The organism is Desulfonatronum zhilinae, assembly GCF_900182865.1.
Lineage (GTDB): Bacteria > Desulfobacterota > Desulfovibrionia > Desulfovibrionales > Desulfonatronaceae > Desulfonatronum > Desulfonatronum lacustre.
On sequence record NZ_FXUJ01000001.1, the window covers coordinates 350,500 to 363,777 of the forward strand.

General features: G+C 59.2%; 9 protein-coding genes. All 9 read left to right on the plus strand.

Features of this window, described 5'->3' with window-relative positions; genetic code table 11:
• Positions 1-8 precede the first annotated feature (8 nt).
• The 9 genes from AC559A_RS01600 to AC559A_RS01640 all read left to right on the plus strand — a co-directional run bounded on the left by AC559A_RS01600 (position 9) and on the right by AC559A_RS01640 (position 13,276).
• Complete coding sequence (locus AC559A_RS01600) at positions 9-2,444, plus strand: site-specific DNA-methyltransferase (RefSeq protein WP_498815822.1); 2,436 nt, start codon at positions 9-11, stop codon at positions 2,442-2,444.
• Between the two features lie 187 nt (positions 2,445-2,631).
• Positions 2,632-2,817, plus strand: coding sequence for a hypothetical protein (locus AC559A_RS01605; RefSeq protein WP_498815823.1), 186 nt, complete (start codon positions 2,632-2,634; stop codon positions 2,815-2,817).
• Complete coding sequence (locus AC559A_RS01610; protein ID WP_498815825.1) at positions 2,805-3,104, plus strand: type II toxin-antitoxin system RelE/ParE family toxin; 300 nt, start codon at positions 2,805-2,807, stop codon at positions 3,102-3,104. The genes AC559A_RS01605 and AC559A_RS01610 overlap by 13 nt, the downstream gene beginning before the upstream one ends.
• Positions 3,105-3,180: 76 nt before the next feature.
• Complete coding sequence (locus tag AC559A_RS01615; RefSeq protein ID WP_498815827.1) at positions 3,181-5,691, plus strand: DEAD/DEAH box helicase; 2,511 nt, start codon at positions 3,181-3,183, stop codon at positions 5,689-5,691.
• Between the two features lie 53 nt (positions 5,692-5,744).
• Positions 5,745-6,968, plus strand: coding sequence for an AAA family ATPase (locus AC559A_RS01620; RefSeq protein ID WP_498815829.1), 1,224 nt, complete (start codon positions 5,745-5,747; stop codon positions 6,966-6,968).
• Positions 6,965-7,579, plus strand: coding sequence for a DUF4276 family protein (locus AC559A_RS01625; protein WP_498815831.1), 615 nt, complete (start codon positions 6,965-6,967; stop codon positions 7,577-7,579). The genes AC559A_RS01620 and AC559A_RS01625 overlap by 4 nt, the downstream gene beginning before the upstream one ends.
• Before the next feature lie 13 nt (positions 7,580-7,592).
• On the plus strand, positions 7,593-8,936 hold the full coding sequence (locus tag AC559A_RS01630; RefSeq protein WP_498815833.1) for a hypothetical protein: 1,344 nt from the start codon (positions 7,593-7,595) through the stop codon (positions 8,934-8,936).
• A complete protein-coding gene (locus AC559A_RS01635) occupies positions 8,929-9,687 on the plus strand; it encodes a condensin complex protein MksE (RefSeq protein WP_498815835.1) in 759 nt (252 codons plus the stop codon). The genes AC559A_RS01630 and AC559A_RS01635 overlap by 8 nt, the downstream gene beginning before the upstream one ends.
• Positions 9,680-13,276, plus strand: a complete 3,597-nt coding sequence (locus tag AC559A_RS01640) for an ATP-binding protein (RefSeq protein ID WP_498815837.1) — start codon at positions 9,680-9,682, stop codon at positions 13,274-13,276. Before AC559A_RS01635 ends, AC559A_RS01640 begins: the two co-directional genes overlap by 8 nt.
• Positions 13,277-13,278: the final 2 nt, after the last annotated feature.

The following is a 13,278-nucleotide window of genomic DNA, read 5'->3' on the forward strand; positions in this document are numbered from 1 at the left end:
TTCCAAAAATGTCAGCAGTTAACGATCTGATTGCCCAGGTTGAGGACAGAACACTTCGCGAGCGTTTGGCAGCGGAAGTACGACGGATCACCAAGGAAAAAAAATTCGGCCTGGTTTTCGAAGAGCACCTGCCGGAGATGACGCCCATCTACAGCGCCGAGATCAAAAAACACAGCAAGGTTGCGCTACGGACCGGTCCGCTTACGGACTTGTGGCGGGTACTTTCCATCAAGGAGGGTGAGGCCCATTGCCGCAACATCAGCAGTGGCGAGTCACGAAGAATGTCAGTGGATGATCTGGTTGTGGTGCGCCAATTCGGTGAGCCGATCTTCCCCGCTTTGATGCCGGTGGACAAGGTGCAGAACGGCCCGGACGACGCCCCTTGGCATACCCTGATTGAGGCGGACAATTACCACGCCTTGCAATTACTGGAATACCTTTATGCCGGGAAGGTTGATTGTATCTATATCGACCCACCGTATAATACAGGAGCAAAAGACTGGAAATACAATAATAATTACGTTGATACCAACGATACTTGGCGACACAGTAAGTGGTTGGCCATGATGCACCGACGTTTGTCTTTAGCAAAAAAACTACTTAATCCATACCATGGCGTTATCGTTGTCACAATTGACGAACATGAAGTGCATCACCTTAGAATGCTTTTAAAAGATATTTTTTCAAATTTTGTTTTTCAGATGGTTACAGCTATCACAAACCCAAAGGGGGTAACACAAGGACGTTTTTCCCGTGTTGAGGAGTATTTGCTGTTTTGTTTTGCAGAAGGGGCAATGGTTCAAGGTGGAGATGATGATTTATTGAACCAAATTAAGGTATCTTCTCGACCCAGATGGAAAGGCTTACTTCGTTCAGGAACTAATGCTCGACGTGCTGACCGGAAGAATATGTTTTATCCAATTTTAATTGATAAACAGATTAGAGCTGTCGTTGGGACTGGGGAACCTCTCTCTTTTGACCAACAACCAAATATTGGTTTAAAAATTGATGGTTACGATGCTGCATGGCCAGTTAGGAAGGACGGATCACTAGGTAACTGGGGAGTAGGATATCAGACCCTACGTGTGTTAATTGAAAAGGGATATGTCTCGCTCGGCAGGTTTGATAAGGATAGAAATACATATGGTATTAAGTATCTTAGTCAGCAGCTTCAACAAGAAATTGAAAGTGGGAAATTAAAAATTGTTGATTTTGATAAAGAAAAAAATGTTGTAGATGTCGTTTATGCAGATTCAGCTGCAAGGAAAGTGAAAACTGTCTGGCATAGGACTTCACACGACGCAGGAGCTTACGGCGCTGAAATTGTTTCAAAAATTGTTGGCCAGTCGCGTGCCTTCGCTTTTCCTAAGTCCTTGTATGCTGTTAAAGATGCCATTGCATGTTTAACAAGAACAAAAAAGGATTCATTGATTCTTGATTTTTTTTCAGGTTCAGGGACAACGCTTCATGCCGTCAACCTATTAAACGATAATGATCATGGGATGCGACGCTGCATCATGGTTACTAACAATGAGGTTTCAGAGGAAGAATCAAGGGAGCTTACGAAAAATCGTTTATATCCAGGTCAAGTAAACTGGGAACAGCACGGCATCTGTCAATCCGTAACTTGGCCCCGCTCAAAATACACCATACTGGGCAAGCGCGACGACGGATCAGAACTTGAGGGTGAATATTTCACCGGAAAGTCCGTTGAAATAGAAAAGCCCCGTAGCTTCCAGCAAATTGCCTTCACTTCCATCGGCAATCTGAACACCCTTGCCAAGAAAAAGCAGTTGGTCGCTCTGATTGATGACCTTCCGCAATCCGAGGTCAAGAGAGATTCCGCTTTCGTCGTCTCGGAGAAACACCCCGCTTCCATCCTGTTCGACGACACACAAGCCGATGCCTGGCTTGAGTCGTTGGAAGACCAGGACCATATCACGGATTTCTACATCGTCACGGCCAGCAAGGCGACCTTTGACGACTTGAAAGCGCAAATCCACGACCTGCTTGGCCCGGCGATTGTCGCTGAGGAAGAAAAGCGCCCCATGCGGAAGGGCTTCCCTGCGAATCTTGAGTATTTTCGGCTCGAATTCCTGGACAAGGATCAGGTGGCGCTGGGCCGCCAGTTTCGGCAAGTCCTGCCGCTCCTGTGGCTGCGGGCTGGGGCTGTTGGGCCGCGTCCGGAATTGCCCGAGGGTGAAGCGATTCCGGTTATGGTGATCCCGGAAAAGAACCCGTTTGCCGTGCTGGTGGACGAGACGCGGTTTGCGGACTTTGTTGATGCGCTGGCAGATCGGGGCGATGTGACCCATGCCTTTCTGGTGACGGACTCAGAGGAGGCTTTTCAGGAGATGGCTGGTCAGTTGACGGTCGCCAACGTGATTCAACTCTATCGGGATTATTTGGAAAATTTCGTCATCAATAAAGCTGATAATCTGTAATTGCTCAAAAACGCCGGGCAAACTCTGAAATTGCCTCTGCCCCTGGATTCCCGCCTGCGCGGGAATGACTGAAATGGCATGTTCTCCCAAGCTCGTCATGCCCGCGAAGGCGGGCATCCAGGTCATGCTTGCCACAAGTTTTTGAGAAGTTACGATAATCTGTCCACGTGATCTGGAGGAAAAGGGCATGTCCACTGCAAAAGAACTGGTTCGCGAGGTGCTTGAAACCCAACCGGATGATTCCACGTATGAGGAGATCATGCGGGAACTGGCCTTTGACCGGATGGTGGCCAGGGGGCTGGAGGATGTTCGTGCCGGTCGGATGATCGACAACGAAGAGATGCAAAGACGGATCAGGCAATGGCAAGGCTGATCTGGACGCAGGAGGCTGAGCAATGGCTGCGGGACATTTTCGACTTTATCGCGCAGGACAACCCAAGTGCAGCCGCCCGGGTGGTCCGGGGCATATACGACAAGGCCCAAATCCTAACAATTTTCCCTGAAATCGGCTACCGCTATCGTATCGTGGCTGAGGGGGAAATCCGCGTCCTGCTCTATGGCCATTACCGGATCGCCTACCTTAGCCACGCAGATGCGGAATGTGTCGAAGTGCTCGGCGTGTTCCACGGGGCCTTGGACATTGACAGGTACATGCCATGATAATCTTTCAAGACAGGGTGCTTGTGTTTTTCAGGCGAACACCCTTTTTATTGAGTGCTGACAAGGGAGGGATGTGATGAAGGTCGGGCTGTTTGATTTTCAGGAAGACGCCTTGGCTGATCTACGCGCCAAGTTGACGACGGCGCGACTGACCGCCTCAATCCACAACCCGCAGGCGGTTTCCTTTTCCGCACCAACAGGTACGGGCAAGACCATCGTCATGACCGCGTTGTTCGAGGACATCTTTTTTGGCGAACCAGGGTTTGATGCCCAGGCTGATGCCGTTATCCTGTGGATTTCGGACATGCCGGAATTGAACGTACAGACCTGCTTGAAAATCGAAAGCAAGTCGGACCGGATCAGGGCGAATCAGTTGGTGCCCATTACTGCCGGTTTTGACGCCGAAAGGTTGGAGGGCGGCCACATCTACTTCATGAATACCCAGAAGCTTGGCACTGAAAAACTGCTAACGCGCAAGGGGGATGGCCGGCAGCATACGATTTGGGAGACATTGACGAATACGGCCAAGGCAGTGCCGGATCGCTTCTATGTGGTTATCGACGAGGCCCACCGCGGCATGCATGGTGGCAAGGCCACGGAGAAGGCGCAAACCATTTTGCAGCGCTTTCTGCTGGGCAGTCCGGAACATGAGCTGTGCCGTATGCCGTTGGTGATCGGAGTTTCCGCGACGCCGCGCCGGTTCGAGGATCTGCTGTCCGGCACCACGCATACGGTGCACAAGGTCTATATCAAGGCCGATGACGTGCGGGAATCCGGGCTGCTGAAGGACCGCATCCTGATTCACTTCCCGGACGCGGCCAGTCAGGCGGAAATGACCCTGCTGGCCGAGGCAGCGCATCGCTGGCAGGCAGTCACGCAACTTTGGGCCGAATACTGCCAAAAACAGGATGGGGCCGTTGTCCGGCCGATTCTGGTCATTCAGGTGGAAGACGGGACTGACAAGACCTTGACCAAGACCAGCCTGAGCATGAGTCTCGCGACCTTGGAAAACGCCCTCGGCCGCCGCCTGCGGGAAGGCGAGGCGGCCCATGCCTTTCACGACAGCGGCGACCTGCATATTGACGGCCGGAGAGTGCGGCATATCGAGGCATCCCGCATTGAGGAAGAACAAGGCATCGGGGTTGTCTTTTTCAAGATGAATCTCTCCACCGGCTGGGACTGCCCCAGGGCCGAAGTGATGATGTCGTTTCGTCGCGCCCAGGATCACACCTACATTGCCCAGCTTCTTGGCCGCATGGTTCGGACGCCGCTGGCCCGGCGCGTTGTTGCGGACGCAGCCCTGAACGACGTGCATCTGTACTTACCCCACTACGACCAGACCGCGGTGGAGGCAGTCATCCAGGACTTGAAGAACGTGGAAGACGTCCCGCCTTCCGAAACAGGCACAAGCCGCGAACTGGTGACCCTGCATCGCCGTGAGGGCATGGAGCAGGCTTTCGGGGCACTGGGAGAGCTGATCACCTACCGGGTCAATGCCGTACGCAAGCAGAGCGGCTTGCGCCGTCTGATGGGGTTGGGGCGCGGGTTGACCCATGACCGCATCGACGATGCAGCACAGGAGAGGGTAAAAAGCCAAATTGTCCAAACAATGGTCGAGGAAGTGCAACGGCTTCAGGATGCCGGAACATTCCAGGAAAAGGCCAAGCCGATTGCCGGGATCGACCTGAAAACCGTTGCCGTGGATCATGGAACCGGTCTGGCCGAGGATGCCGGAGAATACAATATTGACGCTGCTTCAGCTGACATTGATCGGCAGTTCCAGCAGGCAGGTCGGTTATTGGGGAACGGATTGCACATGGACTATTGGCGGTCCAAGGGACACCGGGATGCTGACGAAGTAAAGGTGGAAATCGTGGTCCTGGCCCAGGACCACGAAAGCATGACGCGCCTGGAGAATTTCGCGGAGACTGAATTTGATGCGCTGTATGCCCAGCACAAACGGGATATCGCCAAACTCAAGGAGCAGCGACAGCAACACTTTCAGCGTCTGCGTCTGGCCGCCAGCAATGCGCAGACAATCCCCTGGGTCTTGCCGGAAGTCATCGACTTCCGGCGCTCTCCACATGCAAGGGAATATGACAAGCACCTCTACCTTGAGCAGGACGGCAAATTTCGCGCCGACCTTGGCGCTTGGGAGCAGGAGGTGCTTCAGGAAGAGCTTGCGGATGCGTCGGTCATTGGTTGGTTGCGAAATGTGGATCGCAAACCCTGGTCCCTGGAGATTCCTTGCGAAGAAGCGGGTAGCGTCAGACCCATGTTCCCGGATCTTCTGGTGGTCCGGCAAGATGCAAAAGGATTCTTGTTCGACGTTCTGGAGCCCCATGATCCGAGCAGGCAGGACAATGTTCCCAAAGTTCTGGGCTTGGCGAAATTTGCAGAAAAGCACTGGGATTTGTTCGACCGAATTCAATTGATCCGAAAAATGTCGGGTGCAGACGGAAAGGGCCGGTACTTTCGTCTGGACGTGGGTCAGGATGCCATTCGCAAGAAGGTCTTGGCAGTGACCACCAACAGCCAGCTTGATCAGTTGTTTGAAGTGGAGGGGCGCACGAAAGAGGGGGCGTAGTGGCGGGCCACCAGATGTCTTCCTTTGCATCCGCACCAGAACGGAGAAAACCTATGACCAATAATCCGAACCCACCCCGCATCGAGAGCCTTTCCGTGCGCAACTACCGTGCGCTGAGAGAGCTTACCCTTGATCAACTGACGCCCTTGACCGTGCTGCTGGGGCCCAACGGTAGCGGCAAGTCCACGGTGTTCGACGTGTTCGCGTTTCTCTCCGAATGTTTTTCCGATGGTCTGCGCAGGGCTTGGGATCGTCGGGGTCGTTTTCGCGAGTTGCGGAGCAGGGATCAGGACGGGCCGATCGTCATCGAGGTCAAGTATCGTGAACGGCCGGATGCCTATCTGATCACCTATCACCTGGAGATCGAGGAGCAGGCCAAGGGGCCCGTGGTGAAGCGGGAGTTTTTGCGTTGGAAGCGGGGCCATCCGGCCGCCCCTTTCCTTTTTCTGGACTACCGTTATGGCCAGGGCAAGGTGGTCACCGGTGAACAACCCGAGCCGACAGATATCCGCGTGGACAAGCCGCTGTCCGGGCCGGACGTGCTGGCGGTCAGCACTCTGGGTACGTTGGCGGAGAATCCGCGGGTCATTGCCTTGCGCAATTTCATCACCGGCTGGCATCTTTCCTATCTGTCCGCGGATGCGGTCCGGGGCAATCCCGAAGCGGGGGCCGAGGAGCGGCTTTCGCCCACCGGGGACAATCTGCCCAATGTCGTCCAGTACCTGCATGAACAGCATCCGGAGCGGCTGGAGCGGATTTTCGCGACCTTGCGCCGACGTATCCCGCGCATCGAAAAGGTGCAGGCAGAGGTGCTTCAGGACAGTCGTCTGCTGTTGCTGGTCAAGGACGCGCCTTTTTCCACGCCGGTCTTGTCCCGCTTCGCTTCGGACGGAACGCTCAAGCTGCTGGCCTACCTGACCCTGCTCTACGATCCGGAACCTCCCCGACTCGTGGGTATCGAGGAACCGGAAAACTACCTGCATCCCCGTCTGTTGCCCGAATTGGCCGAAGAGTGCCGGCTGGCCGCCGACCACACCCAACTCATCGTCACGACCCATTCGCCCTTTTTCATCAATCCTCTTCAGCCGAAAGAGGTGCGCGTGCTCTACAGGACGGCGGACGGGTACACCCGGGCGCGGCGAGCCAGCGACATGCCCGGTATTCAAGAATTTCTGAACCAGGGTGCCAATCTGGGCGAACTGTGGATGGAGGGCCATTTCGATGTCGGCGATCCCCTGAGCACCAATAGTCCCTTGGCCCAGGACGACGAGCCATGATCCAGCTCGAAATGCTCGTGGAGGAAGCTTCCGCCGAGGAGGCGCTGCGCCATTTGCTGCCAAGCCTGTTGCGCGGCCGTGCCCGGACCAAGGTGATCAACCTCGGAAGCAAGTACAAGCTGCTCAAGGTGCTTGAGGACCGGCTGCGGGCTTACCGGACGCGCATCGACAAAGGCGAGGACCTGCGCATCGTTGTCCTGCTCGATCGTGACGATGACGATTGCGTCCTCTTGAAAGGCAGGCTGGAGCAGGCCGCAGCAAAGGCGGGCCTGCCCTCCAAATCCCGACCGGACGGGAGTGGCCGGTTTTTCGTGGTGAACCGGATAGTGATCGAAGAACTGGAGTCCTGGTTCATAGGTGATCCAGAGGCGCTCCGAAGGACGTTCTCCGGCTTGCCCAGGATCAACCCCAATGGCGGCATCTTTCGCAATCCGGACAACGGCGGAACCTGGGAAGCCCTGCACCGTTTCCTGAAGAAGCACGGCATCTACAGGAACTCCTATCCAAAGATTGATGCGGCACGGCGCATCGCACCGAACATGCGGGTCGACCGGAACAGGTCTGGGAGCTTTGGGCAGTTCGTCGCGGGGATCGAGGCGGTCCTTGTCTGAGAGTGCATCTGAGATGAACACTCTTCCCAACCACGATCACCGCTACCTCGAAGAACTGCGGATGATGCTGTCCCGATTCCCGGTGGGCTTGCAGCTGACCCAGGCCGACTTGGCGTTTACCGGGTGGCTGTTCTACAGGGAGGAGGAGATCGGACAGAACGAATTGTCCAACCGGGAGATGATCTCGCTGCTGGGCCGGGCGACCAGGGAGTTGGGCATCCAGGAGGAAGCGGCCCAGCCGGCCGCCGCGCTGGAGCGGTTGCTGCGGTTCAGGATCGTGCGCTCGGTGGCCTCGGGGTACGAGGGGAGCTACGCCCTGACCCGCCTCGGGCGCAGCCTGGCCAAGGGGTTGCTGAGCGAGGTGAACTTCACGGGCGACGACCTGTGCACCCAGATCAACGCCGCCTATGCCGGGATGCGGGCGGTCTTGGGCGAAAATTCTCCGGACAAGCTGCATGACTGGCTCCGGTACGTGTTTCAGCGCACGGTCCAGGAAAGCATCGACTACAAGCTCCGGGGCATCGAGGAGGCGCTGCAGTCCCAGGAGCATCGGATCAAGGAATACGGCAGCAGCGGGGAGACGGATCAGTTCGAAGCCCATCTGGAAGCGGTGCGGGTCAGCCGGAAGCTGCTGGAAGAGCTGCTGGACTCGGTTCAGGAAGGCTCCTCGTACTTCCCTCTGATCGAGGAACTCTATCGTTGTCGGGAAACACATCTGGGCAACGCCGATCTGTTGCACGCCCTGGACAGAAGCCTGGATTTTCTGGAGGGCCTCAAGCGTCGGGTGGAGGAGATGCTGGCGCACCTGGTGGCGTTCATCCGCTCCTGCGTGAAGTACCAGGGGTTTGTCGGGGCCTTTTCCCTGCGCGACCGGCTCAGCGCGGTCCAGCTGGATCTTGTCCGCCATGCCCTGCAGCACGAGGTCAGGCTGTCGGTCCTGCACAGCTCGCGGCCCGTACGCCTGAGCCTGGAATGGAACAAGGACACGGCGGTTTTGCCGGTGCGCATCGACGCTTCCCACCTTGCCGCGCTCACGGAGTTCATCCCTGAAGCGGTAAAGAGCCGAGGCGCGGAGTGGCGGGAGCGGTTCCTCTCCCAGGCCAGATCGGAATGGGGCGAGCGGCCGGATCGGGAGCTCGTGGAGTGGACCCGGGACCTGATCGAAAGTTGCGATCTGGAGCTGTCCGAGGCCATGACCGGCCTCTGGTTCCTGGTCCAGGACATGCCGGAATGGGAACCGGAGGTCAGCGTCAAACCTGGTTCAGGCTGGCGGCGACTGATGCCCGGGACCCTGGTCAAGAACGTCGCCCTTTTTTCCGACCATACCCGTCCGGAGGCGGAACATGCTCATGGATAATCTTCCTTCCGTACTCTGGGAGAACGAGGATCTTTCCCGGAGAATCATTCACCGCTTGCAGCGCGGCGAGCACATTGACGCCTTTCTTCCCGCGGAGTTCCGGTTTCTTGAGGAGGAAGGGCCGGCCTGGGAGGAATTTTTCCGGTTTCTGGGCTACCGGCTGGTACGCACGACCATCGGCGAGGAAACCTTCGCGTACCTGGTTTCGCAAACCGGGCATATGCAGCCCGGCCGCCTGGGCCGGGGGGCCACCTTTCTGGGGCTGTTCCTGAGTTGGCATTTCCTGAACCAGGGCATCGACGGCATCGAGAAGGTCGGGGCCGCGGAGATTCACGACCACCTGCTGTCCACATTCGATTTCAACCTGCTGCTGACCGTCTTCAACCCCAGGGGCAAGCGCTCCCGGAAAAAGGAGGAAAGCGAGCGCCAGCACCGGTTTTTGCGCGACTGGATGCGCACCTCCCTGAATGAACTGGCCAGATACCGGTTCATCGAGATCAAGCCCTCCCCGCGGGCCGACTGGGGGACTGTCCAGCTCTACCGCCTGCCCGCCCTGCAGCGGTTCCTGGAGGTGGGCCGGGACCTGATCCAGCAAGGCCGGGACTCCAGCGGGAAGGCCGACTGCGAAGCAGAGCCGGAGGACGGATTTGCCCGGCGCATCCGGCGCATCTGGGGCAGCCTTGAGGTGCCGGAGGACGAAGACGGGCAGGAACTCAACCAAGAGGGTGACGAGGATGCAGACGATGCATGAGGACCGCCCGGTTCCCGGATTCCTGTTTTCCCTGGGCCAGGTCGCGGCCACGGAGATCCTCCTCGTGGGGTACTCGCTGTTCCCCCTCGCCCGCCTGGATATCCATCCGCGCCTGACCATCCTTTCCGGCAACAACGCCGTGGGCAAGACCACCATCCTGGACGCCATCCAGACCGTCATCCTCTGCCATCAGCGATACATCAACCTCAATGTCGCCTCGGGACAGAACGACCGCAGCCTGGCCGGACAGATCAAGGACAGGGTGGCCTGGGCGGTCCTGTCTCTCACGGGCCATGAATCCGTCAAGGCCATCGGCGTTCGCCTGGTGCGCAAGCCGGCCTCGGACTTGGTGGATCTGGAACCCTTTGCCCTGGCGCACGCGGCACCCGCGCCTTCCTTCTTTCTTGATCCTGGTTCCATGCTGATCACCAGCGACCTGCGCGAGCTTCGGCGCCGGGTGGTGGTCGCGGACATGGCCGGGCAGGTGCTCGAGTTCGCCAAGCTCGACGAATACCACGAGTTTTTGCACAAGGAAGGAATCTTTCCCATCGCCTTGATGCAACAGGGCATGAAGAAGCTCTATTCCGGCTTGTGGCGGCAGATCACCCAGCCCAGGCTGGGCGATCTGCGGAAATTTCTCCGGGAGATGCTCTGCACCGCGCCGCGCAAGAAAATGGGCTTTGATCAGGTCGAGCAGCTGATGCGCGAACGCAGAAAGGTCGAGCAGCGGCTGGATCTCCTGCTCAGGTTCAAGTCAACCCGTGACGAGCTCCAGGGGCTTTGCGAGCAGTACGCCCGGCACAGGCGCTCGGCCCTGGGGCTGGCCGCGGCCCTGCATGCCCGCGCAGTCCAGGAAGCCAGGCTGAAGATTGCGGACGCGAAGGAACGAACCGCCGGCCTGGAGGCCCGGAAGAACGAATTGAGCGCCAGGGAGCAGGAGCTGTCAGCGACGATTGCCGATCTGGAGCACGAACGGGAAAAACTGCTCGGTCGTCAGTCCGAACTGCAAACGCGGCTGCGCCACCACCGGGAATACGTCGAGGCCTGCCGGATCATGGATACGGTCGGCCAGGAACTGCAGGGGCTCGATCCGGACCTGGAACGGACAGGGACGGAGCTGGATCTGGCGCAACGCCGCAAGGAGGAGCTGCAGGCCCGACTTCATGAGCATGAACGGCAAAAAGCCCGGCAGGAGGAGCGGCTCGCGCAGCGCACGGAGGAAGCGCGGCGGTGGCGGGAGTACCTCGGGCGAATCGAGGAGGCGGAGCGGCGGACGGGTTGGACCTTGCGGTCCAGGGCGGAGATCGGCGCCGGGCGAGAACAGGCGGACCGCGAGAAGCGGCATGTCGATGACCTGCCCAATCTGAAAAGCCAGGCCTCCGAAGCCCGGAAGCGGGCCCAAGCCCACGAGACGGCCCGCCGCGACTGGGAGCAATGCGCCCGGCTGTGCGGCATGGAGCGGACGACGGACCCGACGCGGGACCTCCTGAGCCAGCTTCGGGCTGAGGCGGAAGAAACACGGCTGGAGCACAAGGACCGGATCAAGGAGCTGGAGACGGCCATGCGGCAGCGGGCCGCCGAACGGGACCAGCTGCTGCGCGGGCGCCCGCCCTTGCCGGAGAAGGCCGTTGAGGCCGTGGATAAGGGCATGGCCGTCCCGCTGGCCGATCGCTTCGAGGGGTTGGACCTGGCCGAGGCCAAGCTCTGGCAGCAGCGCCTCGGACCCCTGGCCCTGGCCATCGAGCCGGGTCCGGGAGTCTCGCCAAAGGACCTGGGCGCAGGCCCGGAATCGTTTTGGATCTACAGTGGCCCGTCGCCCGTGAGCGAGCCTGTCTGGAAGGAGCCGGTCCAGGTCGAGGGGGGCAGCACAGGCGGGATCGGCGCGCTTTCCTGGTATCAGCCCGACGGGCCGGTGTGGATCAGCACAAAGGCCAGGATGCTGCGCATCCGCGAGCTGGAGCAGGCCCTGGAGTCCGACGCCCAGCGCAGGCAGGCCGCCCAGGAAAGCCTGGACGAGGCCCAGCGGAAGATTGACGCGGCGCTCGCCTTCATTCCCCTGCTGGAAGCCTTTGCTGATCGCGATGCGCCGAAGCGGTCCGCGGACCTGGCCAAGCGCGTCCAGGATCTGGAGGTCAGGAGGCCGGAGATTCAGCGCAGGGCGCAGCTGTTGGCCGAGCTGGACAGGGACGTGTTCCTGCTGGACTGGCGCGCAGCCCCGGAGCAGGTCGCGGAACTGGAAAAGGCTCTGCAAGGGATCAGCCATGAGCTCCGGGAGATCGGCCGGGAGCTGGAGCGGCTTGCCGCGGCAACGGGCCGGCTGGAGAAGGACAAACGGGACAAGGAGGCTCGGCGCGTGGCCCTGCTGGAGCAGCTTCGGTCCGCCGAAGTCCGGAAGGCGGTTCTGGAACAGGAGGAGCCCCTCGACGTCCTGCTGGGCCGCGTGGAGTTCCAGGAGGCCGAGGCCCTGGAAACGTCCGTCCGCATGCTGAAGGAAAACAGGGACCGGCAGGGAAAGGCGCGTGACGTGCTCAATCAGGAACTTGGCGGGATCCAGTCCCAACTGCTGAAGGTGACCGAAGACCTGGAACGGTTCGTCCGAAAAGAAAAGGAAGAGGCGGCGGAGCAGGAAAGCGCCCTGCGCGAGTGGCGGGTCTTTTTTCCTGACGAGGCGCCGCCCAGGCCGGGCGAGAGCCCCGGCCAGGGGCTCGTGGAACGGGCCAGGGCGCAGCGGGAGTCCCTGCGGCAAAGCCTTGGCCAGCGAATCGCCCAGGTCGGCACCGGGCACGGCATTGCCGTGAACACGGAACGCGAGCCGGACGAATCAGTCGCGCTGCTGCTGGAAGCCATGATGCCCCAGGGCATTGATCTGGACAGGGAGGAGGAGCAGCTTGATCAGCTCCGGGCCGAGCTGAAGGGGATCGAAGGCCGGATCAGGACCTATGTGGAGGAGATCAAGAGAAACGTCGACGTGGACCTGAACGAACTCGGGCGGCGGGTGCACCAGGTCAACCGCATTCTCTCGGACCTGAGCTTCGGCCGGATCAGGCGGGTCCAGCTGGACCGGGAGTTCCTGCCGGCCTACGAAGGGCTCAAAAGGCTCAAGGGCCGGCAGCTCACGCTCTTTTCCCACGGCGAGCCCCTGACCCTGCAGCAGTTCATCCAGCAGGTCCGGGACATGGTCGCGCGGTATGCGAGAACCGAGGAGATCAGCGAGGAGCAGATCGCGGACTACCGGACCTACGTCAGGATTCGCTGGACCATCACCGATGCGGAAGGCACGACCCGGGACGCCGGCTTCTCCAGCGGGGAAGGGCTGGGCATCAACCTGGCCATCTGCCTGAGCCTGCTCTTCTATCTGTCCGGGGGTTCCGACCGGAGCAGGGTGCAGGGAATGCTGCTCATGGCCCTTGACGAAGCCGAACGGTTGGACGAGAAGGCCGTTCTCACGGTCAGATCCCTGCTGGATCGGGTCAATTGCCAGCTGCTTGTGGCCCTGCCCAGAACGCTCCAGGTCCCCTCGTCCCTCTGTCATCTGCTCACCCCGCTCTCCCAGGGCGTGACCCATATCTCCGTCTACCACGAAGGCTGATC